Annotated in this window: 27 protein-coding genes, 1 tRNA gene and 1 pseudogene; 14 read left to right on the forward strand and 15 right to left on the reverse strand. The window is 57.2% G+C overall.

Translation table 11 applies throughout. The features are described 5' to 3' along the window. Nucleotides 1-11: 11 nt before the first annotated feature. The 12 genes from NHU87_RS07700 (at nucleotide 12) to NHU87_RS07755 (ending at nucleotide 8,274) form a co-directional block, all read left to right on the forward strand. Entirely contained in the window at nucleotides 12-428 is a 417-nt protein-coding gene (locus tag NHU87_RS07700) for a hypothetical protein (protein ID WP_253547116.1), read from the forward strand. 6 nt (nucleotides 429-434) lie between these two features. After that, on the forward strand, nucleotides 435-932 hold the full coding sequence (locus NHU87_RS07705) for a hypothetical protein (RefSeq protein ID WP_253547118.1): 498 nt from the start codon (nucleotides 435-437) through the stop codon (nucleotides 930-932). Between the two features lie 154 nt (nucleotides 933-1,086). Beyond that, nucleotides 1,087-1,317 (forward strand): type II toxin-antitoxin system VapB family antitoxin, encoded by a 231-nt coding sequence (vapB, locus tag NHU87_RS07710; RefSeq protein WP_237883583.1) that lies wholly within the window; start codon nucleotides 1,087-1,089, stop codon nucleotides 1,315-1,317. Further along, complete coding sequence (gene vapC, locus NHU87_RS07715; RefSeq protein ID WP_253547120.1) at nucleotides 1,317-1,724, forward strand: type II toxin-antitoxin system tRNA(fMet)-specific endonuclease VapC; 408 nt, start codon at nucleotides 1,317-1,319, stop codon at nucleotides 1,722-1,724. Before vapB ends, vapC begins: the two co-directional genes overlap by 1 nt. 479 nt (nucleotides 1,725-2,203) lie before the next feature. Beyond that, nucleotides 2,204-2,977, forward strand: a complete 774-nt coding sequence (locus NHU87_RS07720) for an ABC transporter ATP-binding protein (RefSeq protein WP_253547122.1) — start codon at nucleotides 2,204-2,206, stop codon at nucleotides 2,975-2,977. Between the two features lie 13 nt (nucleotides 2,978-2,990). Then, nucleotides 2,991-3,737, forward strand: coding sequence for an ABC transporter substrate-binding protein (locus tag NHU87_RS07725; RefSeq protein ID WP_217855249.1), 747 nt, complete (start codon nucleotides 2,991-2,993; stop codon nucleotides 3,735-3,737). Nucleotides 3,738-3,814: 77 nt separating this feature from the next. Next, a complete protein-coding gene (locus tag NHU87_RS07730; protein ID WP_008068748.1) occupies nucleotides 3,815-4,510 on the forward strand; it encodes an ABC transporter permease in 696 nt (231 codons plus the stop codon). Beyond that, the gene (locus NHU87_RS07735; protein ID WP_123498398.1) at nucleotides 4,507-5,196 is read left to right on the forward strand and encodes an ABC transporter permease; all 690 of its coding nucleotides are present in this window, start codon (nucleotides 4,507-4,509) and stop codon (nucleotides 5,194-5,196) included. The genes NHU87_RS07730 and NHU87_RS07735 overlap by 4 nt, the downstream gene beginning before the upstream one ends. Then, entirely contained in the window at nucleotides 5,177-6,406 is a 1,230-nt protein-coding gene (locus NHU87_RS07740; RefSeq protein ID WP_253547124.1) for a methyltransferase, read from the forward strand. Before NHU87_RS07735 ends, NHU87_RS07740 begins: the two co-directional genes overlap by 20 nt. A gap of 343 nt (nucleotides 6,407-6,749) precedes the next feature. Further along, nucleotides 6,750-7,574 (forward strand): FkbM family methyltransferase, encoded by an 825-nt coding sequence (locus tag NHU87_RS07745; protein WP_253547126.1) that lies wholly within the window; start codon nucleotides 6,750-6,752, stop codon nucleotides 7,572-7,574. 78 nt (nucleotides 7,575-7,652) lie between these two features. Next, nucleotides 7,653-7,728: transfer RNA gene (locus NHU87_RS07750), tRNA-Thr, on the forward strand. A gap of 222 nt (nucleotides 7,729-7,950) precedes the next feature. After that, nucleotides 7,951-8,274, forward strand: coding sequence for a hypothetical protein (locus tag NHU87_RS07755; protein ID WP_063341871.1), 324 nt, complete (start codon nucleotides 7,951-7,953; stop codon nucleotides 8,272-8,274). Nucleotides 8,275-8,340: 66 nt separating this feature from the next. Here NHU87_RS07755 and NHU87_RS07760 read toward each other — a convergent pair whose 3' ends face one another. The 6 genes and pseudogenes from NHU87_RS07760 to NHU87_RS07785 form a co-directional block, all read right to left on the reverse strand. Beyond that, nucleotides 8,341-9,051 (reverse strand): SDR family NAD(P)-dependent oxidoreductase, encoded by a 711-nt coding sequence (locus NHU87_RS07760; protein WP_253547128.1) that lies wholly within the window; start codon nucleotides 9,049-9,051, stop codon nucleotides 8,341-8,343. Between the two features lie 43 nt (nucleotides 9,052-9,094). Continuing rightward, nucleotides 9,095-9,751 carry a DsbA family oxidoreductase gene (locus NHU87_RS07765; RefSeq protein ID WP_253547130.1) on the reverse strand — a complete coding sequence of 219 codons (657 nt, stop codon included), beginning with the start codon at nucleotides 9,749-9,751 and terminating at the stop codon, nucleotides 9,095-9,097. Further along, nucleotides 9,748-9,969 carry a tautomerase family protein gene (locus NHU87_RS07770; RefSeq protein WP_253547132.1) on the reverse strand — a complete coding sequence of 74 codons (222 nt, stop codon included), beginning with the start codon at nucleotides 9,967-9,969 and terminating at the stop codon, nucleotides 9,748-9,750. The genes NHU87_RS07765 and NHU87_RS07770 overlap by 4 nt, the downstream gene beginning before the upstream one ends. 346 nt (nucleotides 9,970-10,315) lie before the next feature. After that, nucleotides 10,316-10,600 carry a helix-turn-helix domain-containing protein gene (locus tag NHU87_RS07775; RefSeq protein ID WP_253547134.1) on the reverse strand — a complete coding sequence of 95 codons (285 nt, stop codon included), beginning with the start codon at nucleotides 10,598-10,600 and terminating at the stop codon, nucleotides 10,316-10,318. Then, nucleotides 10,590-10,907, reverse strand: coding sequence for a transcriptional regulator (locus NHU87_RS07780; protein ID WP_253547136.1), 318 nt, complete (start codon nucleotides 10,905-10,907; stop codon nucleotides 10,590-10,592). Before NHU87_RS07780 ends, NHU87_RS07775 begins: the two co-directional genes overlap by 11 nt. Before the next feature lie 243 nt (nucleotides 10,908-11,150). Further along, nucleotides 11,151-11,234 (reverse strand): annotated as a pseudogene (locus NHU87_RS07785) (RES domain-containing protein); the annotation flags it as partial. A 490-nt stretch (nucleotides 11,235-11,724) separates the two neighbouring features. Here NHU87_RS07785 and NHU87_RS07790 point away from each other — a divergent pair. After that, nucleotides 11,725-12,651: a LysR family transcriptional regulator gene (locus tag NHU87_RS07790; RefSeq protein WP_253547138.1), complete on the forward strand. Its 927-nt coding sequence runs from the start codon at nucleotides 11,725-11,727 to the stop codon at nucleotides 12,649-12,651. On the opposite strand, the gene NHU87_RS07795 is transcribed toward NHU87_RS07790, so the two are convergent. The 6 genes from NHU87_RS07795 to NHU87_RS07820 all read right to left on the reverse strand — a co-directional run bounded on the left by NHU87_RS07795 (nucleotide 12,568) and on the right by NHU87_RS07820 (nucleotide 16,128). Beyond that, the gene (locus NHU87_RS07795; protein ID WP_253547140.1) at nucleotides 12,568-12,885 is read right to left on the reverse strand and encodes an AzlD domain-containing protein; all 318 of its coding nucleotides are present in this window, start codon (nucleotides 12,883-12,885) and stop codon (nucleotides 12,568-12,570) included. The genes NHU87_RS07790 and NHU87_RS07795 overlap by 84 nt on opposite strands. After that, a complete protein-coding gene (locus tag NHU87_RS07800) occupies nucleotides 12,864-13,580 on the reverse strand; it encodes an AzlC family ABC transporter permease (RefSeq protein ID WP_253547142.1) in 717 nt (238 codons plus the stop codon). Before NHU87_RS07800 ends, NHU87_RS07795 begins: the two co-directional genes overlap by 22 nt. Beyond that, nucleotides 13,577-13,990, reverse strand: a complete 414-nt coding sequence (locus tag NHU87_RS07805) for a GNAT family N-acetyltransferase (protein WP_253547386.1) — start codon at nucleotides 13,988-13,990, stop codon at nucleotides 13,577-13,579. Before NHU87_RS07805 ends, NHU87_RS07800 begins: the two co-directional genes overlap by 4 nt. Nucleotides 13,991-14,033: 43 nt before the next feature. Beyond that, a complete protein-coding gene (locus tag NHU87_RS07810; protein WP_253547144.1) occupies nucleotides 14,034-14,780 on the reverse strand; it encodes a 2OG-Fe dioxygenase family protein in 747 nt (248 codons plus the stop codon). A gap of 263 nt (nucleotides 14,781-15,043) precedes the next feature. Continuing rightward, nucleotides 15,044-15,439 (reverse strand): nuclear transport factor 2 family protein, encoded by a 396-nt coding sequence (locus NHU87_RS07815; protein WP_052962850.1) that lies wholly within the window; start codon nucleotides 15,437-15,439, stop codon nucleotides 15,044-15,046. A gap of 17 nt (nucleotides 15,440-15,456) precedes the next feature. Continuing rightward, on the reverse strand, nucleotides 15,457-16,128 hold the full coding sequence (locus NHU87_RS07820; protein ID WP_253547146.1) for a DsbA family protein: 672 nt from the start codon (nucleotides 16,126-16,128) through the stop codon (nucleotides 15,457-15,459). A gap of 253 nt (nucleotides 16,129-16,381) precedes the next feature. On the opposite strand from NHU87_RS07820, the gene NHU87_RS07825 reads away from it, so the two are divergent. Further along, a complete protein-coding gene (locus NHU87_RS07825; RefSeq protein ID WP_253547148.1) occupies nucleotides 16,382-18,475 on the forward strand; it encodes a TonB-dependent receptor in 2,094 nt (697 codons plus the stop codon). A gap of 201 nt (nucleotides 18,476-18,676) precedes the next feature. On the opposite strand, the gene NHU87_RS07830 is transcribed toward NHU87_RS07825, so the two are convergent. The 3 genes from NHU87_RS07830 to aguB all read right to left on the reverse strand — a co-directional run bounded on the left by NHU87_RS07830 (nucleotide 18,677) and on the right by aguB (nucleotide 21,125). Beyond that, the gene (locus NHU87_RS07830) at nucleotides 18,677-18,889 is read right to left on the reverse strand and encodes a hypothetical protein (RefSeq protein WP_008068732.1); all 213 of its coding nucleotides are present in this window, start codon (nucleotides 18,887-18,889) and stop codon (nucleotides 18,677-18,679) included. Nucleotides 18,890-19,136: 247 nt separating this feature from the next. Then, on the reverse strand, nucleotides 19,137-20,243 hold the full coding sequence (gene aguA / locus NHU87_RS07835) for an agmatine deiminase (RefSeq protein WP_007895251.1): 1,107 nt from the start codon (nucleotides 20,241-20,243) through the stop codon (nucleotides 19,137-19,139). Between the two features lie 3 nt (nucleotides 20,244-20,246). Next, nucleotides 20,247-21,125, reverse strand: a complete 879-nt coding sequence (gene aguB / locus NHU87_RS07840) for an N-carbamoylputrescine amidase (RefSeq protein ID WP_253547151.1) — start codon at nucleotides 21,123-21,125, stop codon at nucleotides 20,247-20,249. Nucleotides 21,126-21,318: the final 193 nt, after the last annotated feature.

A 21,318-nucleotide genomic window follows, 5' to 3' on the forward strand; every position in this document is an offset into this window, starting at 1 on the left:
GGAACGACACCATGGCCTCCGCCAACAAGCAGAACAAACGCGCCTCCCGCGCCAAAGCCAAGGCCAAGCAGAACCGCACTCAGCGGGCTGCCGCGCCGGTCGAGCTGGACCCGAACGACGATCGCATCGACTTCGAATCGGTGGACCTGACCGAACTGTTCAAGAAAATGATCGACGCTGAAAAAACCAGTCAGCAAGCGATGTGCGCAGCCTTCCTGGAAGACCCGCTGCTGGAACTGGTGTACGAACAGGAAGGTGAAGAAGGTGCGATGGACTTCATCCTCGCCGCTCTGATCGAATATCGCCAATGGTCTACCGAGACAGACGAAGCCGGCGCCTTGGCGTGGATCGAGTCTGCGGCATTCCAGGCTGATTACGTGGCGGCGTCCGACGCCATAGCGGCCCAAACCCAACAGAAACCAGACTGAGCTCCTATGGCCTCCCTGAACAAGCAACAGAAACGCGCCAAACGCGCCAAGATCAAAGCCAAGCAAATCCGCATCAGCGGCAGACCTCCGTTGGCCAGTCTCAATGGTCCGTCCGAAGTCGACGAGCTTTTTGACGCAGAAAAATTGCTCGAAGAAGGCGAAGTGATCCCCGAAGACATCCTGACCATGTTCTACGTAATGCAAGAGGAAGAGCAGACAAGCCGGATCCATATGCTGGTGAGCATGCTGGTATCGCTCAGTCGAATCATCGCAGACGAGCCGGATCTTCTCGATATGGAGAATGCCGAGAACGAGGCCATGGCCGCTACCCATCTGGCCGCCGACATGTTGATTGACTACCGCATGTGGGCTGATGGCATCGATCGCGAAGCAGCACAACGCTGGCTGGAAGACCCCGAAGTCATCAAGGATTTCGGCACTGCACTGGACAGCTATCGACAGGCCATCGACATTATGACGGAGCCTCCGAAACCCGCTGAATGAGCGCTACATCAAAAACGGCCGCCAGCCATTCGAGACAGCGGCCGCTTTTTTGAGAGCTTATCCTTTCGTCAACTGTCACGTATATCCCATTGACATATCCCTCCTGGGTTCTATCCTCCTGACTTCAAGCGTCAGCAAAGCGCAGGAGGTCATCATGGAACAAACCACCCTTTTTATGAGCAATCGAAGCCAGGCCGTCCGTCTGCCCAAAGCTGTCGCAATGCCCAGTGATGTGAAGCGCGTCGATGTTATCGCTATCGGCAGGGCTCGCCTCATCACCCCGGCAGGAGAAGCCTGGGATAGCTGGTTCGACGGTGAAGGCGTGAGCGCAGATTTTATGGCCGACCGTGAGCAGCCAACCGATCAGGAGCGTGAGTCGTTCTAATGATCAAATACATGCTCGATACCAACATCTGCATCTTCACCATCAAGAACAAGCCACAAGTTGTACGCGAAGCCTTCAATCGTCATCACGGCCAGTTATGCATCAGCGCCGTCACCTTGATGGAGTTGATATACGGTGCCGAGAAATCTGCCGCACCGGAAAAAAACCTCGCTGTCATTGAAGGCTTTGTTGCCCGTCTTGAGATCTTGCCTTTTGACTATGACGCAGCAGCGCACACCGGAATGATTCGCTCGGAACTGGCTAAAGCAGGGACACCAATAGGCCCTTATGACCACATGATTGCCGGTCACGCGCGCTCACGAGGATTCACCATCGTGACGAATAACCTTCGGGAATTTGAACGTGTCTCCGGTTTACGGGTTGAAGACTGGGTTCACCCCGATTGAATCGAGCACAATGGACAAAACAAAAACGGCCGCTTGTCATCTCTGACAGCGGCCGTTTTGCATTACGCAGCGCGAATCAGTTCAACACCGCGTAGGTCAACCCCGGAAACAGCCACATGCTGAAGGCGATTTTTTCACCGCGTGTCAAAACGATCAGCGCACCAGAAACACATCAAAAAATTCGTGCACGCACAATAAAAGTGCAGATCAGGAACGTTTGTCCGGTTAGCGCTTCCAACACCCCGTCAAAGCTGGCAACATCGCGCCTTTTTTTACGCGACAGCCAAGCCCAAGCGTGTCAAACGGCTGTTCGGTTGTTGATTGGGCGACAGTCTGCTGTGCCGATGCGACAACCTGCCACATGCGACCCGTTTACCGTCGCTGGCGCTGTTGGCTGCCATTCGAACGCTATGCTAGGTTGGCCGCCTCGCTAGGAAGGCCGCCAATAGCAGGAGCACAAAACACTATGAGGAACGCACATGGCTGAGGCCACGCCCGCGCTTGAAATCCGCAACTTGCACAAACGCTACGGACAGCTTGAGGTGCTCAAAGGCATCTCGTTGACCGCCCGCGACGGCGACGTGATCTCGATCCTGGGTTCCTCCGGTTCCGGCAAGTCCACGTTCCTGCGTTGCATCAACCTGCTGGAAAACCCGCACCAGGGCCAGATCCTGGTGGCCGGCGAAGAACTCAAACTCAAAGCCGCCAAGAACGGCGAACTGGTCGCTGCCGACGGCAAACAGATCAATCGCCTGCGCAGCGAGATCGGTTTTGTATTTCAAAACTTTAATCTCTGGCCGCACATGAGCGTGCTCGACAACATCATCGAAGCCCCGCGCCGCGTGCTCGGCCAAAGCAAACGCGAGGCCATCGAAGTCGCCGAAGCCTTGCTGGCCAAGGTCGGCATCGCTGACAAGCGCCACGCTTACCCGGCGCAACTCTCCGGCGGCCAGCAGCAACGCGCGGCCATCGCCCGCACTCTGGCGATGCAGCCCAAGGTCATTCTGTTCGACGAACCCACCTCCGCCCTTGACCCGGAAATGGTTCAGGAAGTACTTAATGTCATCCGCGCATTGGCCGAAGAAGGCCGCACCATGCTGCTCGTGACCCATGAGATGGGCTTTGCCCGTCAGGTTTCCAGCGAAGTGGTGTTCCTCCACCAGGGCCTGGTAGAAGAACAAGGATCGCCGCAGCAGGTGTTCGAAAACCCGCTTTCGGCGCGCTGCAAACAATTCATGTCCAGCAACCGCTAACGGAGCTACCCGCATGCAGAACTACAAAAAAATCTTCCTGGCCGCTGCTGTCACCCTGGCTTTCAGCGCCGGTGCCGCCGCCGAGACCTTGAAGATGGGCATCGAAGCGGCCTACCCGCCGTTCAACAACAAAGATGCCAGTGGCAATGTCGTCGGCTTCGACAGAGAAATCGGCGATGCCCTGTGCGCCAAGATGAAAGTCGAGTGCACCGTGGTCACGTCCGACTGGGACGGCATCATCCCGGCCCTGAACGCCAAGAAATTCGACTTCCTGATCTCCTCGATGTCGATCACCGACGAGCGCAAGCAAGCGGTGGACTTCACCGAACCGTACTACTCCAACAAGCTGCAGTTCATCGCACCGAAAGACAAAGAGTTCAAAACCGACAAGGATTCCCTGCAGGGGAAAGTGATCGGTGCACAACGCGCGACCCTCGCCGGCACCTGGATGGAAGACAACATGCCCGGTGTTGAAGTCAAACTCTATGACACCCAGGAAAACGCTTATCTGGATCTGACTTCCGGACGTCTGGACGGCATCCTGGCCGACAAGTACGTCAACTACGAATGGCTGAAAAGCGACGCCGGCCGTGCTTACGAATTCAAAGGCGACCCGGTGGAAGAAAGCGACAAGATCGGTATCGCCGTGCGTAAAGACGACACCCTGCGCGCGAGGCTGAACCTTGCCCTGAAAGAAATCGTCGAAGACGGCACTTACAAGAAGATCAACGACAAGTACTTCCCGTTCAGCATCTACTGATTCTGACCTGCCTGACCGGCGCCGTTCGCTGACGGTGCCGGTCTTGGCATTGCCTGCCGCGATTTGAAAAGAAATCCATGATTATCGACCTCTACGGATTCGGCCCGGCGCTCGCCGCTGGTGCGCTGATGACTGTGAAACTGGCACTCTCGGCCTTGTGCCTGGGGCTGGTGCTCGGTCTGCTCGGCGCCTTGGCCAAGACTTCCCCGTACAAGCCATTGCAATGGCTTGGCGGCACTTATTCCACACTGGTTCGCGGTATCCCGGAATTGCTTTGGGTGCTGCTGATCTACTTCGGCACAGTCAACCTGATGCGTGCCTTGGGCGAGTTCTTCGGCAACCCCGACCTTGAACTCAACGCCTTCGCCGCCGGCGTAATCGCGCTGGGGCTGTGCTTCGGCGCCTACGCCACGGAAGTGTTTCGCGGCGCGATTCTGGCGATCCCCAAAGGTCACCGTGAAGCCGGCGTGGCCCTGGGCCTGTCGAAATTTCGCATCTTTACCCGGCTGATCATGCCGCAGATGTGGCGCATCGCACTCCCCGGCCTGGGCAACCTGTTCATGATCCTGATGAAAGACACCGCGCTGGTATCCGTCATCGGCCTGGAAGAAATCATGCGTCACACACAAATCGGCGTGACCATATCCAAGCAACCGTTCACCTTCTATATGGTGGCCGCCTTCATGTATCTGGGCCTGACCATTCTGGCCATGACCGGCATGCACTTTATGGAACGACGCGCCGCTCGCGGCTTCGCGAGGAGCACCCAATGAACTGGGAAGTCATCATCAAGTGGCTGCCGAAACTGGCTCAGGGCGCGACGCTGACCCTGGAACTGGTGGCCATCGCCGTGATTGCCGGGTTGCTGCTGGCGATTCCGCTGGGCATCGCTCGTTCGTCGCGACTCTGGTACGTGCGGGCATTCCCCTACGGCTACATCTTCTTTTTCCGTGGTACGCCGTTGCTGGTTCAGCTGTTCCTGGTCTATTACGGCCTGGCGCAGTTCGACGCGGTGCGTAATAGCTCGATGTGGCCGTACTTGCGCAGTCCGTTCTGGTGCGCCACCGCGACCATGACCCTGCACACCGCGGCCTACATCGCCGAGATCCTGCGCGGTGCAATTCAGGCGATTCCGCCGGGCGAGATTGAAGCAGCGCGGGCGTTGGGCATGTCCCGGGCCAAAGCACTGTTCTACATCATGCTGCCACGTGCTGCGCGCATCGGCCTGCCGGCCTACAGCAACGAAGTGATCCTGATGCTCAAGGCCAGTGCCCTGGCCAGCACCGTGACCTTGCTGGAATTGACCGGCATGGCTCGCACCATCATTGCCCGCACCTACTTGCCGGTGGAGATCTTCTTCGCCGCAGGCATGTTCTACCTGCTGATGGCTTACGTGCTGGTTCGTGGCTTCAAACTGCTGGAGCGCTGGTTGCGCGTCGATGCCTGCCAAGGGCGTTGATTCCTGCGTGTTGACGGGCGAGGCCCTGCTCGCCCGTTTCACCGCGCTGGATGCTTTTCTGTTCGAGCATCAGGCGCTGTGGAAGCCTCGACCGTTTACCCATCTGCAATTGCCTTGGGAAGCGACCTACCCGGAATTGGCGTTTTGGCTACGCGGGCGGTCGCTGGAGAATGCGGAAAAGAGTCATAACCAACCTTGTTTACTTGATGCGCCGGAGCCGTTTGCTTCATTGGCGGCGATGTCTGCTGAACTGAGCGCGGTGGGTGAATTGCCGGCTCGTGCGCTTGAAGCGGCGGGCCATCGATTAAATGTGGATGTGCCGGGACGCAAATGGCAGCAAATCGAAGCGTTCGCCAGTCGCTTGCAGTTCGCTCATGCACCGAGGCATTGGCTGGATTGGTGTTCGGGCAAAGGCCATTTGGGGCGACGCCTGCTGCAAACCGGGCAACAACTGACGTGCCTGGAGTACGACCCGGCGCTGGTCGCCAGCGGCCAGGCACTCAGCCAGCGTCATCAATTGCATGCGTTGCATGTCGAACAGGATGTGCTCGCGCCTGGCGCAGCCTCTGTGCTGAACGCCGATCACACGCCCGTAGCGCTGCACGCCTGCGGTGATCTGCATGTGCGACTGATCCAGCTCGCCAGCGCCGCCGGTTGCAAACAACTGGCCATTGCACCCTGCTGCTACAACCGGATCAGTCTGGACACCTATCAGCCACTTTCCTGCGCGGCTGAGCGCTCCGACCTACACCTTTCCCTCGATGATCTTGCGCTGCCGATGAGCGAAACCGTCACCGCCGGTGCTCGCGTCCGACGCCAGCGCGACACCTCCATGGCCCGGCGCCTGGCGTTCGACCTGCTGCAACGGCAACTGCGCGGCGTCGACGAATACCTGCCGACCCCTTCTCTGCCCAGCGCCTGGCTGGACAAACCTTTCGCCGATTACTGCCGCGATCTGGCAGCGCTCAAAGACTTATCCACAGACGACGCGTCGGATTGGGCCGCGCTGGAAGTTGCCGGCTGGCAGCGTTTGGCCGAAGTGCGCAACCTGGAGCTTCTGCGAGGCCTTTTCCGACGGCCTTTGGAGCTGTGGCTAGTACTTGATCGAGCACTTTTTCTCATAGAGCAGGGTTACACCGTTCGCCTCGGCATCTTCTGTGAAACCCCACTCACACCGCGCAATTTCCTACTCCTGGCAGAACGCCCTTAAACAACCACATCCTGTGGATAACTCTGTTGATGGAATTATCGTGGATCCAATATCCACGCTGTTTTACGCCTGAAACACTGCTGGTCATTTTTTGTTCACACCAATAAAAAACCCGTAAAACAGGCGTTTGCGGACAAATGAGAACGAGTCCACAAAATCGTAATCAACAGACCATCGCTCCTGGTCCATTGTGCATAAGCATTTAATCAAAACGACATAACCGCCCAACACCGGACATCCATAGCGGAAAATTGCGTCTTGCAAAGTCCCTTGCTATACACGCATACAAGGACGCCGGCAGTGCGGCCCTGAACAAGAAAAATCTGACCGACAGGATGCGACCGTGACGTTCATTTCTTACGCACAGAATTTCGAAGACATCCGCCTGTGGCGCGCCCTCAAAGATGTCGAAGACGGCTTTTACATCGACATCGGGGCCAACGACCCCACCCAGGACTCCGTCACCAAAGCCTTCTACGATCGCGGCTGGACCGGCATCAACGTCGAACCCATGCCAAATTACTATGACGCCCTGTGCCAACAACGCCCAAAAGACACCAACCTGCAATGCGTGGCCGGCGAAAGCGCCGATGACCTGACCTTCTACGGCATCGCCGGCACCGGCTTGTCGACCCTCGACCCGGCCCTGGCCCAGCAACACAAAGACGCCGGCATGGACGTGCGCAGCCAAGCCGTCAAATCCCGCACCTTGGCCTCCATCTGCGAACAACACGCCCGGAACCGCCCCATCCACTTCCTGAAAATCGACGTCGAAGGCCACGAAGAAACCGTCCTGCGCGGCATGGACTTCACCCAATGGCGGCCGTGGATCATCCTCATCGAAACCCCATGGGAACGCGACCAGACCTGGGAAACCCTCGTCAGCGGCGCCGGTTACCAGTCCATCCTGTTCGACGGCATCAACACCTACTATCTCGCCGAAGAACACCTGGCGCTCAAACCCGCCTTCGACATCCCGCCGTGCAACCTGGACGACTTCCAGTTCTGCAAAGGCCATAATTTCAGCCACCCCGTCACCGACGCTGAAATCCACCTCGCCGCCGCCCTGCAACGCGCTGAACATGCCGAAGCGCAGCTGCGAGCGATGCAAAACAGCCGAGCCTGGCGCACCCTTCAGAAACTCAAGAAAGTACTGGTTCGCGCCTGATCAAACGCCTGCATAAAAATAGTCTGAATTCAGGGGTTTACAGAACCAACCCAATCGCTATAATCGTCGCCCTAACACGCCGGTATAGCTCAGTTGGTAGAGCAACTGACTTGTAATCAGTAGGTCCCGGGTTCGACTCCTGGTGCCGGCACCATACAAAACAAAGCCCTCGCAGAAATGCGAGGGCTTTGTTGTTTCTGGGGTTCGTGGGGCTGACAGCATTGGCCTACACAGTCAGCACAAGAAGTCTCTCAGCCACTAATGAGCAGATTTCCCTCTGCTACGCTTCACAAGCCACTGCTTCCTCAGTTGTGATTTCCGGAAGTCCGTGGCACCACACGACCGAAAGAAGCACAAACGAGTAAGGACCACTCCCATGACTCTCCACAAAATAACCCTGGCTGGTGCGCTGTTATTCACTCTGGCCGGCTGCAACTCCATCGCCAGCAGTACCAACACGCTAACCGATGAGCAGATCAAATCTCAGAGCGCCGGCGCGTTGGGCTATTCACCTTCTGACTTGAGTATTGTCAGCCGTCGTACTGAAGGCACGAATACTTATGTCGCGCTGAAAACCAACGATAACCAGCAGTTCAACTGCATTATTAACGGCGGCAACCTGCTGACGCTGGGTATGACCAATCCGCCGTCATGCGCGAAAAAAGGTGAACCGATCAAGGTAGCGCCGTTCGGAGGTTAATGACTCAAGGATGAGAGCGCTGGTCGTCGTTTCTGCTGTGAACAGCGCCCTACTCCTGAATCACTCTTAGTGCCCCGCGCTCTGCCCACCATCAACATGCAAGATCTCGCCGGTGACAAAGTTGGCGCTGTCCAGATACACCACAGCCTGAGCAATATCGCTGATCTCCCCCATGTGCCCAACCGGGTGCAAATTCCCCAGTGCTTCGTGAGTTTCCTCACCATGCATCGGCGTCTTGATGATGCCCGGGGAAACCGCATTCACCCGAATCCCGCGTTTGGCGTACTCAATGGCCAGAGATTTGGTCGCCGCGTTCAAGCCACCCTTGGTTAACGAAGCCAATACCGACGGCACACCGTCAATCGCGTGGTCCACCAGGCTAGTGGTGATGTTGACGACGTGGCCGCGGCCCTGTTTTTCCATCTCGGTGATCGCGAGTTGGGTGATGTAGAAGAAACCATTCAGATTCACCGACAGCACCGCGGCGTAGTCTTCGGGGGTGTAGGCAGTGAACGGTTTGGCGACGAAGATCCCGGCGTTGTTCACTAAGGTGTCGATACGGCCGAAACGTTCGATCGTTTCACGGATGACTCGCTGAGCGATCGCCGGATCGCCGATGTCGCCGGCAACGGTGTGGATGTCCGGGTCGGTGGATGGCTGGATCGAACGCGAAGTGGCGACTACCCGGTAATCGAGATCACGGAAGGCCTTGACCATGCCTGCGCCGAGACCTTGGGAGGCGCCAGTAATAACGATGACTTTTTTCGAATTGCTCATGATGAACCTCTACTAATAAATGATGGTTTTGAAAAGTGATCAATCAGGCTTCGGCGGGGGCCTGCGCCATTTGCCTCAGCATCTGTTCGTAGTACTCGACCGATTGCGAGCCCGACACCAGGTGACGACCGTTCAGCACCATGGCCGGTACCGAATTGATGCCGCGCTCGCGGTAAAACGCTTCAAGCTCACGCACCTCGTTGGCGAACGCTCCGGAAACCAGCACCTCGCCTGCTCGCTCCGCATCCAGTCCCGCCTCAGCCGCCAGATGCACCAGCGTCTCGTGATCGCTCAGGTTCTGGCCGTCGGCGAAGTAAGCGCGTAGCAACGCTCGCTTGAGTGCGATCTGCCGCCCTTCCTGCGACGCCCAGAACAACAAACGATGAGCATCAAACGTGTTGTAGAAATGACTGCGCTTCTCCAGATCGAACTTGAACCCGATGGCCTCACCGCGAGCGATCTGCATCGCTTTGCCGGCGGCGACTTCCTCGGCGCTGCGCCCGTACTTGCGCATCAAGTGCTCGATCGCGTTCTCGCCTTCCGCCGGCATGTCCGGGTTCAACTCGAAGGGCTTGAAGGTCAGCTCGACGGAGACTTCACCGGCCAGGTTCTCGATCGCTTGCTCCAGCGCCGTCGCGCCCAAGGCGCACCATGGGCACACCACATCGGAGACGAAATCGATGGTGACGGACGCAGTCACGACTGCCCCCCTTCCTCAGCCAGTTGCTTTCGGTACTGGGTGGTGGTGATGCCGGCATAGCCCCAGTTATCGGTGTCGACTTCTTCGATCACGATGTGGGTCAGGTCCGGGCGTTTGTTGAGGACGCGTTCCAGGGTTTCAGTGATTTCAGCGATCACCTGAGCTTTCTGCTCTGGGGTAACGCCATCGCGGGTGATGCGTACGCTTACGAAAGGCATGGGGAAATCTCCAGTGGCCTTCTCAACGGAATGATGAGGAGGCGTTGGAGAAGAATGTAGGAGGTTGGGTCAGAGGGATAAAGGTGGGGGCGGGAACATCATTAGTTACTTGGTGTAATGAGTAGAGGTCTGCACTGAAAAACCAACGCTCGGCCCGAAAAATCTCAAAGAAGAACTGTGAGCGCACTCCGGATTGAAGCGTTCAACACCTTGGGGAATTGGCCGAACAGCTGAGAAGTCTGGCTCACGCTCGAGCGTTGATTGGGCCCGATAAATCATCGAAATCCAAATAAAGGGCACCCATTAGCCTTGGCTTGAAACCAGCTAATGAGTACCCCGTTATATCCTAAACCGCCTGTAGATCGCGCAATGCCTCAGGATGCTGGCTCGCAACACGTAGCAGTGTCTGCGCTGCTCCCGTCGGTTGCCGACGCCCTTGCTCCCAGTCCTGCAACGTTCGCAAACTAACTCCAATTAGCTTGGCGAACGCGCTCTGAGAAACGCCCACTTTGGCTCGCGCTTCAGCAGCCGCAGACAGCGGCACCTCTGTCACGCGAGCAGCTTTGCCGGCTTTCATTTGACGTACAGACTCCAGCAAGTCCTGCTGGAACTGTTCCAGTTCATTGACCATTGCTGATTTCCTCCTTCAGTTGCTTGAGGAAGGCTGCGGGTAAATTATCGAGCTTCGCCTTGGTGTAAGCGATCAGCAACCAGATAGAGCCTTCGGAAAGCGTGTTGTAGTAAATGACACGTGTACCACCTCGTTTCCCCATTCCGCTACGGGACCAACGAACCTTGCGCAGGCCTCCGCTACCAGGAACCACATCGCCGGCCAACGGATTAGCCGCCAGCCAGGTAATGAATTCATGACGTTCGCCATCGTCCCAGATGGACTCAGCATAACGCTTGAAAATTTCGGTTTCGATAATCGTGAACATGAGCCGAACTATACGGCTTTGCCGTATAGATGAGCAACGCACGTTTGTCTGATCGAACGCTTGGGGGACACGGAACTCGGCTATAGCCCATATCTAGAGCCTTTGGTATTCAATCGTCGAAATTATGAAAATTATGGCTAGCCAATAATTATTGCCCAGCCATAAAAATCACTAAACGTTTAACCCACGCGTTCGTTCTCAGGCGTCTCTCCCCCCACGCCTCCGATTTGCTCCACATCGCCAAACTGGCGTAGAGCCGGGGCCGGAGACGCGGTCTTCGGGGCACATGCGGGCGAGCACGCCGGCTTCTTCCATCAGCCGATCGTGGTGCCGACACACGGTCAAACACACACGTTGACACCCACCCCTCACGGGCAGACAATCTAATCGAGAGCGCGAAACCGACTGCCTTCAGGTGGCGATAGTCGACGCTAGGAACCCCGTTGATGACCTGGAAATCAGCGTTCGGGTAAACCTCTCCTCCCCTGCTTGAGGGAGCACAATATCAAGCACCTATTCATGAAAGCAGCCTGATCAGGCTGCTTTTTTTTGCCTTGGGAAAAGGTTTCGTTGATAAACCGTCACTCAGAAAAAGCCCACACCTTTCCCGTTCGGGCCATTTTTGCTCCGATCATCTATACCTCACCGAAAACCTTAATCCCGTGTAAGCCCCCAACCATCGGACGCGGAATCATTTCGCTACTAAACTCGGGACAAGCATGCTCAGGTGCAGGATCATAGCCAGCACGCGACCGACGCCCACCGGGGCGGTCAGGTACACAACAATAGCCAGCCCACTTTAGAGGGCATTACCCAAATGGATAGCAGAACCTTACGTAACCTCATGCGCATTGTGCAGACCGGCTCATTGTCGGCGGCGGCAGAGCATTCCTGTTTGACCGTGCAGGCATTGGCCGCACAGTTGAACAAGGTCGAAGAGCAGTTCGGTTTTCGGTTGTTTCGTCGCTCCAACAAGGGGCTGACTCTGACAACGCAGGGCACGGAGCTCACGCCCTACATGGACAAGGTGTTGGTCGCTACGCGGCAACTGGAAGAAAAAGTCGCCGCACTCAAGGTGCCTGGGCAGCGCACGCTCAAGGTTGCACTTAACACCACGCTCTCGGCCGACTTCAACCGGCGAATGATCGGACGCCTCATTGAGGTGTTTCCTGATTATCAGCTGGAATTCAGCTACGCCGAGTCGATGGAAAACCTCAGCAAGTTGAAGAATGAGGATTTCGACCTGGCCGTGTTGATCGGCCCGCAACAACCGGGGTTACCCAGCATTGCGCTGCCCGATGTACAGGTGCAGGTGGTCGGGGCTCATTGCGGTCAGGAAAACGACCCGCTGATGCTGCTCGGCAATAAGTTTCAGGTTCGCCCTGCCGACGATTGTCCGTATTCCCACAGCTTCTTGCGTTTTCTCGACGCAGGCCTAGGTAATTACGAGTCAGGCAAGCGGATGATCTATTCCTGCAGCGAGACCCTGACCCTGTCGTTGATCACGCAAATGGACGGCCTCGGCATGGTTTCCCGTGAGGCGGCGCTGCGTAACGGCCTGACCATTTTCCCGGGTTTCGAGGATTCCCTCGAAGTGCGGTTGGCGGTCAATAACCCCGAGTTGTCGGGCCAGGCCTTGAACGATGTGGTCGCTCTGTCGCTACATGAACGATCCGAGCGCGATGTACGCAGCCGTTCCCACCGCTACGCTGAGAAAGAGGTTTTTGCTGAAATACGCACATAACAATGTCGGAATGGCTGCATAAAATTCCGGGCGATCGAGCTGCACCTGTTGATCTTTGATCAACAGCGGCGTAAGGCTGATTGCAGCGACGATCGCCACCGGCAGGTATTCCAGCGCCCGGGCGACCAGGGGTGGCCAATGATCGGTGCTCACCTGCAGCGGCAACGCGCGCGGCAGGAACGTCACGGCCATCATCAGCGCGACGACCAGGATCAGGAACGTTTGGTCAGGCATACACCCACTCCGCAGCCGACGAATGTGGCGATGAACACGTTGAAGGGTGAATTACCGATCAGGCTCAGGACACCCATGCAGGCGACCGCGGCCAGTGCGGCGATCAGTTTGTTGCGGGTGTTGCACAGCGATACCAGCACGTAGAGCATCATTGCGGTCAGCGCATAATCGAGCTGATATTTGATCAGGTGCGCCGCGTACTGCGCGCAGATCGCTCCCAGCAAACCGCCCAGCACCCACGACGTGTGGCAATACAGATTGAAACCGATCAGGTAACGCACATTGACCGGCGTGCCCTTGCCCAGCTTGACGCTGTGGAAGGCAAACGATTCATCGGTCAGCCCGCCGGCATAACACCAGCGCTCGAGACGACTGAGCCCCATCGCCTGCAAGGCCTTGGCCATGTAGACCGACATCAGCATGTGCCGTGCATTGATCAGAAACGTGGTGAGGATGATGGTGGTCAGCGACGCGCCGCTGGAGATCAGCGCCAGGGCGGCGAACTGCGAGGCACCGGCATAGACGAACAGGCACATCGCGACCGGCAGCCACACGGGCAACCCGGCATTGACGGCCATCAAACCGAACACAAACGACACCGTGAAGTAGCCTGCAATAACCGGGCTGGCTTCAGCGAACGTGCGCGAGGGCTGGGGCTCGACCATCAGCGGCTGGCTGCTGGACGTCTCATTCATAGGTCCCTCTCAAAGGTCGTTTCGCCGCGCGGCTCGCAAAAGCCCTGGGCACTCCAAAAACGTTTGCCGGCAAGGTTAGCATCGTCGACGAACAGGAACATCCGCAGCACACCGACCCGTTTCATGTCTGCCGACGCCGCTTCAACCAGACGCTGACCGACGCCCTGGCTGCGATATACCGGGCTCACCGCCAGGTGATTGATGGTGCCACGGCTGCCGAGCATGCCGCCCAACACCGCGCCGACCACTTCGCCACGGAGATCGAGCGCGAGGAACGCAGCGGTGGTTTTTTGCACCAACACACCGCGCAGGCATTTGGCGTCCTGCCATTCACAGAACGACACTTCTTCGAATTGCCGAAAGAAGCGTTCCAGGCGCTGGGCATCCTTGGCCGTCGCGCGCTGCAGCATCACCGGGGCAGGGCACTCGGCGATGTGCATGGGGTCTAGCTGTTCAGCGAACAATGTCGAAAGCGGTCCCGGGCCGCGAGAAGGAAATGGCCAGAATCTGCCGATAGGCCATTTCGTGAGCGTGGGTGTTGCGTGCAGGTGTCACGTAGTGACGCATGTCGCGATCGAGGAAATAGGTGGTATCGAGGATTTCCAGATAGGTCGTCGCCGCCAATTGTTCCTCTTGGGCCGAATACAAACGGCTCTCCGCGCCATCCACGTTATTGCGGCCCCAGAAATGCACACCGCTGAACGGATAGCCGTCGCAATGAATGCCTTCAGGAGTAATTTCCAGTTGCTTGCCCGGCTTGATCTCGATGCGGATCTGATGGATCTGGCATTGCCAGATTTCATCGTGCAACTCCGGCGGCAATACGTTTTTGTACACCTCGAAATCCGCATCGATGAGGCTACGCATCACCGGCGAATTGATGACTTCATTGGAGAAGTCCTGGAAGTGCCGCTCGAGTCCGCCGACATAGCTGTTGTTGGCCTTCGATTGCACGTAGGCGCGGTGTTCCAGCTGCGTCAGGTCACGGGTAACCGGGTTGTATTCGAAATCGCTGTAACGACGGAAACGCATGCCCGCCTCGGCCTGGCCGTAATAACTGTCCGGCTCCATGCTTTCCCAACTTTTGGTCAATCTGACAAAGTCGGAAAAATGACCGAACAGATTAAAGTCAGCTCCCTGGACGTTGACATATTTGTCGCGCCGTAGCGATTCGCCAACTTCTCTGTTCAAAACGATCATTACCAGGTCTCCGCTGCATTTAGCGGCTTAATCTAGTAGGTGCAGGATTTGCGGCCCATGAGAAAGAATTTCAGGCATATCAAGCGTTGGTTGAAACGCGGTATGAAGTTGCTTTAATTCGACTTTTTGCGATCGAAAACAGCCATTTTTCGTATTTTCCTACGTTCATGAGGGCGAAAAAAAACCCGAACCGGTCGGGGGTTTTTATCAAGTCTGTTTCAATTTCATGAATCGTCTGTAAATAGGCAAAAATCGTCCAGGAATCACTTGTCAGCGATAGCCAATTGCACGGTATGGCTGTCGACGAATTGTTCGAAATGCGTGACTTTGCCGTTGGCCAGGGTCCACAAGTGAGCGACCCGAGCATTCATCGGGCGGCCGGTGGCTTTGTAGATTCCGCTGTAATTGCCGTAGGCAAACACCTTGTCGCCCTGTGCGACGTAGTTCTCGACCTTGAACTGAAAATCTTCCCACTCGGTGGCCAGGCGCTTGAAGACGTTTTCGACGATAGCGTCGAAACCGACATAGGTCCCGGCGTATGGGAAGCCCGCGGCCTCTGTCCATCGAGCGTCATCGGCCAGCGCCGCGGCGGTGTTGCGCGCGTTCTCCTGAGAGTTGGCGCCTTCGTAGGTGCTTTTGATCAGGCTCAGGTTATCCATGGTGACTCCTGGTGAATTCAATGGGCGCAGCCGTCGAGGCCACAGGCTTGAAACGCGGATGAAGACTCTTTTGCCGCAAACGACTGGCTCAACCATTGGGCGAAAGCTTGCGGCTTGCCGAGCCACGGGCCGATATCGACCAGAGTGAACTGGCCATCCTTTTCCAGCGCGAAAGTCGGGAAACCGTGACCACCGACCTTGGCCAAGAGTGCGCGACTGTCTTTGATATGGCGATCGGTGTCGGCTTCATTAAATGCCTGTTGGAAGGCCTCAGGTTCAAGGCCTATTTCTGTGGCGAGTTCCAGCAGCACGGTGTTATCAGCAATTCGTCGACCTTCCACGTAATGAGCCGTCTGCAAACGCCCCAGCAATTCAAGGCCGCGTTCTGCGATCTGCTCGGCTGCCAGCACAGCGGCAATCGGCGGCGCGGAATCGAACACCGCAGTCTCATCGCGCAGCAAACCTTCGAAATACGCCTCGCCAAACGGCTGGCCGGTGTACTCGGCGATGCGTCGGTCATGGGGCATTACGTAATTGCGCAGTTGTGGCGAAACGGTCTGGCGGTTGGCGCCGGTCATCATGCCGCCACCGTGGGCAAAGACAGGCAACACGGTTTGGGCAGCCTGGACCAGTGGTTTGGCGCCGTAACACCAGCCGCACAAAGGGTCGTAAATGTAGTGAAGGATCATGGGAAGACTCCGGCAACAAAGTAAGAAAACTCGATGCCGGCAGATTAGCCCCCAGACAGTTTCGGAAAAACGCTGGAATGGCTTTCAGTCTGTTTCATGAATCGGTCGAATAACCCTCAGTACTTTTGTACCAATCACGACATAACTTGAAACAATCAAACAGAGGAACCGTTCAAGAATAATTAACGGAAGTAAATAACAAGCATTACCATTCGCGCCTTCGATTTTCTCTACCCTTCCGGATGCGCTTCAGATGCCTGCCCCTTCCCGCCTTATGCCCGTCACCCTTGGGCTTTCCGCGTTCCTGTCTGCCGGTTTTACCTGTGCCGCGACGACCGTTTTACCCGAGACCTCGGTCAACGCCGAAGCGCAAGCTGACGATCCGCGCGTAAAGGAAACCAGCACCGCAACTCGCACGGCTACACCGGTGCGTTACGTGCCGCAGGCCATCGATTCGGTGAAAACCGCGAACGTGGTGGATTACGGCACCAACGATCTGGGCACGGCACTCAGTGGTATTCCCAACGTCAGCAGTGGCGCCGACACCCGTTTCGACAGCTTGCGCATCCGTGGTTTTGACGCCAGCAACGACTTCTACCTCGATGGCATCCGTGACGACAGCCAGTACGTGCGCGACTTGCACAACATCGAACGCATCGAAGTCCTCAAAGGCCCGGCGGCCGTGTTGTATGGCCGTGGCAGTCAGGGCGGGATCGTCAACCGGGTCAGTAAGCTGCCGGAGTTCGGTCGCCGCTCGACACTTGAAGCCCAAGGTGGCAGCGACGATCTGCGCAGCCTGTATGCCGACCTCAGCACCGACCCGAGCGAGAACATCAGCCTGCGCCTGAACATGGGCAACTTGGACCAGAACAGCTTTCGCGATGGCGTCAGTGGCAATCGCCAACTGTTCGCACCGTCCATGAGCTGGCAATTGACGCCCGACCTCAATTGGCTGGTGCAGTACGAATACAGCCGCTACAACCGTACGCCGGATCGCGGCATCCCCGGGGTCAACGGGCGCCCGGCGGATGTAGGACCGGACACGACCTACGGCAGCGAACACGATTTCATCGACGACACGTCGCAATCCCTGCGTTCGAAACTCAGCTATGAACTCAGCGACAACTGGCAACTGCGTCATACCTTGGGCGTGTTCAAGCTCAACAGCGATTTCGACAACACCTATCTGACCGGTTACATCCCGGCGACCAACAAGGTCACGCGCCAGCACTGGCAGCAAGACCTGACCACCCGTAACGTCTATAACAACGTCGAACTGGAAGGCGGCTTCGACACATTCGGCCTGGAGCATCGACTGCTGACCGGCACCGAAATCGGCAGCCAGCGTCGCGATCCGACGCTGTACAACGCAGCAACGACTGGGCGGGGCAGTTCGCCGGTACCGGCGCTGGATCTGTACAACCCGAATCGCGACTTGCGTCATACCGGACGCATGCAGGTGTCGAGCAGCACCCACACCGAAGTCGAAAGCCGTGCGGTGTACGTGCAGGATCAACTGCGTCTGAACGATCAATGGCAACTGCTCGCCGGTTTGCGATATGACACCTTTGATATCGATTCGACCAACAAGCTGCGGGGCATTTCCGAAGATCGGGACAGCCACAGCACCAGCCCGCGAGTAGGCGTGGTCTGGACGCCGCTGCAGAATCACTCCTTCTATGCGTCCTGGACCAAGACCTTTTCCCCGGTGGGTGGCGGCTTGATCGGCATCACCCCAGGCGCGGCCGGCAACAGCAACGACCTGAGTCCCGAGCTGACCAAGCAGAAGGAGATCGGCGTGAAGAGCGACTGGCTCGACGATCGCCTGAGCACTACGCTGGCGATCTACGAGTTGGAACTGGCCAACCGTCGCACCAGCGACCCGAACGATCCGACCGTGATCCTGCTCACCGGCCTGCAACGCTCGCGCGGGATCGAACTGACCGGCACCGGCAAGATCGCTGGCAACTGGTACGTGCGCGGTGGCGTCGGCGTGCAGGACGCAAAAGTCGAGAAGGACAACAACGGCTTCGAAGGCAAACGCATCAGCAACGTGGCCAAGCACAACGGCAGCCTGTTCCTGACCTGGAAACCGGAAATGGGCTGGTACGCCGAAACCGGTTTGACCCTGGTGGGTCAGCGTTACGCCGACAACCTCAACACAACCGTACTGCCAGGTTATGGCCGTTGGGATGCATTGGCCGGGTTCCGGCACAAGGATTGGGATTTGCGGGCGGCGCTGAACAACATCACCGATCGCGAGTATTACTCGTCGGCCACCAGTGCGGCACAGATTCAACCGGGCGCACCCCGGAGCCTGGTCGTGACTGGAACTTACCGTTTCTAAACACTGTTGATACGGTTTGGGTTGATCGTTCCCACGCTCTGCGTGGGAATGCAGCCAGGGACGCTCTGCGTCCCCTATGGACGCGGAGCGTCCGGTGAGGCGTTCCCACGCAGCGCGGCAACGATCAATCATAAAAACCTTCGCCCATAAAAAAAGCGCCGCCTTCCCGGCAGCGCTTTTATCAATCCGTTGTTTTTCTTCTTATCCTTCCATCACATCCCACAGTGCTTCCAGTTCCGCCTCGCTGAACAAACCAGCAGGGTAGCGCTCGATCATCATCCGGCGCGGATCAGGTTCCCTGATCTGACGCGTTCCATTGGACTTCAACCACTGCGCCAAGACCTGGAGCGATTCGCTGTTAACTGCCAGGGGATGCATTGCCCGCTCGCTCACGACGTTCATTTCGGCGTTCATCTCAGCGCTCTCTCCCGGTTTGTGAGCGGCTAACATATCCAAGGTTTATGACAGAACATCGAAGTTCTCTCCCTCCCCCGTGTTGCCCCATCGGAGATACAAGAGCTGTGCCAATGTTTTCGAAGTGTCCATAAGTGGATACAAAAAAAGCCCGCAGTCCTGATGGGCTGGGGGCTTTCCATGAAACGACGAGGCTGAATCGTTGCTCAATCGATTCTTCAATCAACTCAAGCTGTTACAACCTCACTCATTCCTTGTGCGGCGCGGGCTGTTGTTGGGTAAGGCAGTGGATGTTTCCGCCACCCAGTAACAGTTCGCGGCCCGGCACCATGACCACTTCATGCTGCGGGAACAAAGCCTGCAAAATCTCTTTGGCCGGACCGTCCAACGGGTCATCGAAACTCGGCGCGATGATGCCGCCGTTGACGATCAGGAAGTTCACATAAGAGCCGGCCAGACGAACGGTCGGATTGCGTTCCTGAGTGCCGTCTACCGGATCCACGCCGGCGCACTCGTCTTCAGTCGCGTACAGCGGCCCAGGAATCGGCATCTTGTGCACCGTGAATGGGCGCCCCTTGGCATCGGTGCTGTTTTGCAAAACGTTCATTGCCGCCTGGCAGCGCGGGTAGTTCGGGTCCTGGGGATCGTCAGTCCAGGCCAGCAGTACTTCGCCCGGGCGCACGTAGCAGCAGAAGTTATCCACATGGCCATCGGTTTCGTCGTTGAACAAACCGTCCGGCAGCCAGATGATTTTATCCACAGCCAGATTTGCACTGAGCACTGCTTCGATTTGCGCACGGTCCATGTGCGGGTTGCGATTGCGGTTGAGCAGGCACTCTTCGGTGGTGATCAGGGTGCCTTCGCCATCGACATGGATCGAGCCACCTTCGAGCACAAAACCTTCGGTGCGGTAGCGCGGGCTGCGCTCGATTTCGAGGATCTTGCCCGCCACCTGCGAGTCACGGTTCCACGGGGAATACAGACCACCGTCGAAACCGCCCCAGGCATTGAAGTCCCAATCCACACCACGGACTTCGCCGCGATTGTTGATGACGAACGTCGGGCCAGTATCCCGAACCCAGGCGTCATCGCTGGACATCTCCACCACACGAATATTCGGCACGTCGAGACGGGCACGAGCATTTTCGTACTGGCCGGCGGAGACCGCCACGGTCACCGGTTCGAATCGCGCGATGGCCTTGGCCACTGCCACGTGCGCGGCTTGCGCCGGTTTGCCGCCCAGGCGCCAGTTATCCGGGCGTTCGGGCCAGACCATCCAGGTCTGGGTCTGTGGTGCCCATTCGGCGGGCATGTAAAAGCCGTCGGTGCGAGGGGTGCTGTTCAAAGTGGTCATGGTTCAGGACTCCAGGGAACCGTCGAGGGTTTTGATCGCGCCGTACAGATTCGGGCGACGGTCACGGAACGAGCCCCATGCGCTGCGAATGTGCTCCAGCTCATCGAGGTCGAAACTGTGAACCAGAATGCCTTCTTCTATTTGATTCAGCTCTTGGACTTTCTCGCCAAACTGGTTGGCAATGAACGACGAGCCGTAGAAGGTAATGTCGTAGCCGTCCTGCTCTTCGTTGCCGATGCGATTGCTGGCGATCAGCGGCATCAGGTTGGCGCCGGCATGGCCTTGTTGCACGCGCTGCCAGTGGTCGCGGGACGAAATGCTCTTGTCGTGTGGCTCGCTGCCTATGGCGGTCGGGTAGAACAGAATTTCCGCGCCTTGCAGCGCCATGCTGCGGGCACACTCAGGGAACCACTGATCCCAGCAGATGCCCACGCCGATTTTCGCGTAACGGGTGTTCCAGACTTTGAAGCCGGTATCGCCCGGGTTGAAGTAGTACTTTTCGTGGTAGCCAGGGCCATCCGGGATGTGGCTTTTACGATAAATCCCGAGGTTGCTGCCATCGGCATCGATGATCGCGATGCTGTTGAAACGCGCGCGACCGGCCAGTTCGTAGAAGCTGATTGGCAGCACTACTTGCAGTTCTTTGGCGACTTTCTGGAAGTGCTTGATGGCGACGTTGTCTTCTACCGTCGTGGCCAGTTGCAGGTAATCGGGGTTCGGCTTCTGGCAGAAGTACGGCGCCTCGAACAGCTCCTGGATCAAGATAATTTGCGCGCCTTTCGCCGCGGCCTCACGGACCAGCTTCTCAGCGGTCTCGATGTTGGCTTCAAGGTCCCAGGAACAGGCCATCTGGGTAGCGGCGACGGTAACGATACGGCTCATGAATCATCTCCTGGGCAAGTGCTTGAAGGTCGAGGGTGGCATCGACCGGTGACAGAAAGAGGCAGACCGGGCGTGGTTCGTCCACACCGTGTGGGCAGAGGCGACTTTATAGCCGATAAAAATCGGCTTTTAAAGCGATAAACATTCTTTCCGTCGGAAAAATCTCACTTAATCCCGATAACAATCGAATTGC

The organism is Pseudomonas mandelii (assembly GCF_024138395.1).
GTDB lineage: Bacteria > Pseudomonadota > Gammaproteobacteria > Pseudomonadales > Pseudomonadaceae > Aquipseudomonas > Aquipseudomonas mandelii_E.

Bases quoted from the DNA above. Each gene is read 5' to 3' on its own strand.
- NHU87_RS07700 (WP_253547116.1), top strand. From the start codon at position 12: ATGGCCTCCGCCAACAAGCAGAACAAACGCGCCTCCCGCGCCAAAGCC.
- NHU87_RS07705 (WP_253547118.1), top strand. From the start codon at position 435: ATGGCCTCCCTGAACAAGCAACAGAAACGCGCCAAACGCGCCAAGATC.
- vapB (WP_237883583.1), top strand. From the start codon at position 1,087: ATGGAACAAACCACCCTTTTTATGAGCAATCGAAGCCAGGCCGTCCGT.
- vapC (WP_253547120.1), top strand. From the start codon at position 1,317: ATGATCAAATACATGCTCGATACCAACATCTGCATCTTCACCATCAAG.
- NHU87_RS07720 (WP_253547122.1), top strand. From the start codon at position 2,204: ATGGCTGAGGCCACGCCCGCGCTTGAAATCCGCAACTTGCACAAACGC.
- NHU87_RS07725 (WP_217855249.1), top strand. From the start codon at position 2,991: ATGCAGAACTACAAAAAAATCTTCCTGGCCGCTGCTGTCACCCTGGCT.
- NHU87_RS07730 (WP_008068748.1), top strand. From the start codon at position 3,815: ATGATTATCGACCTCTACGGATTCGGCCCGGCGCTCGCCGCTGGTGCG.
- NHU87_RS07735 (WP_123498398.1), top strand. From the start codon at position 4,507: ATGAACTGGGAAGTCATCATCAAGTGGCTGCCGAAACTGGCTCAGGGC.
- NHU87_RS07740 (WP_253547124.1), top strand. From the start codon at position 5,177: ATGCCTGCCAAGGGCGTTGATTCCTGCGTGTTGACGGGCGAGGCCCTG.
- NHU87_RS07755 (WP_063341871.1), top strand. From the start codon at position 7,951: ATGACTCTCCACAAAATAACCCTGGCTGGTGCGCTGTTATTCACTCTG.
- NHU87_RS07760 (WP_253547128.1), bottom strand. From the start codon at position 9,051: ATGAGCAATTCGAAAAAAGTCATCGTTATTACTGGCGCCTCCCAAGGT.
- NHU87_RS07770 (WP_253547132.1), bottom strand. From the start codon at position 9,969: ATGCCTTTCGTAAGCGTACGCATCACCCGCGATGGCGTTACCCCAGAG.
- NHU87_RS07775 (WP_253547134.1), bottom strand. From the start codon at position 10,600: ATGGTCAATGAACTGGAACAGTTCCAGCAGGACTTGCTGGAGTCTGTA.
- NHU87_RS07780 (WP_253547136.1), bottom strand. From the start codon at position 10,907: ATGTTCACGATTATCGAAACCGAAATTTTCAAGCGTTATGCTGAGTCC.
- NHU87_RS07790 (WP_253547138.1), top strand. From the start codon at position 11,725: ATGGATAGCAGAACCTTACGTAACCTCATGCGCATTGTGCAGACCGGC.
- NHU87_RS07795 (WP_253547140.1), bottom strand. From the start codon at position 12,885: ATGCCTGACCAAACGTTCCTGATCCTGGTCGTCGCGCTGATGATGGCC.
- NHU87_RS07800 (WP_253547142.1), bottom strand. From the start codon at position 13,580: ATGAATGAGACGTCCAGCAGCCAGCCGCTGATGGTCGAGCCCCAGCCC.
- NHU87_RS07805 (WP_253547386.1), bottom strand. From the start codon at position 13,990: ATGCTGCAGCGCGCGACGGCCAAGGATGCCCAGCGCCTGGAACGCTTC.
- NHU87_RS07810 (WP_253547144.1), bottom strand. From the start codon at position 14,780: ATGATCGTTTTGAACAGAGAAGTTGGCGAATCGCTACGGCGCGACAAA.
- NHU87_RS07815 (WP_052962850.1), bottom strand. From the start codon at position 15,439: ATGGATAACCTGAGCCTGATCAAAAGCACCTACGAAGGCGCCAACTCT.
- NHU87_RS07820 (WP_253547146.1), bottom strand. From the start codon at position 16,128: ATGATCCTTCACTACATTTACGACCCTTTGTGCGGCTGGTGTTACGGC.
- NHU87_RS07825 (WP_253547148.1), top strand. From the start codon at position 16,382: ATGCCTGCCCCTTCCCGCCTTATGCCCGTCACCCTTGGGCTTTCCGCG.
- NHU87_RS07830 (WP_008068732.1), bottom strand. From the start codon at position 18,889: ATGAACGCCGAAATGAACGTCGTGAGCGAGCGGGCAATGCATCCCCTG.
- aguA (WP_007895251.1), bottom strand. From the start codon at position 20,243: ATGACCACTTTGAACAGCACCCCTCGCACCGACGGCTTTTACATGCCC.
- aguB (WP_253547151.1), bottom strand. From the start codon at position 21,125: ATGAGCCGTATCGTTACCGTCGCCGCTACCCAGATGGCCTGTTCCTGG.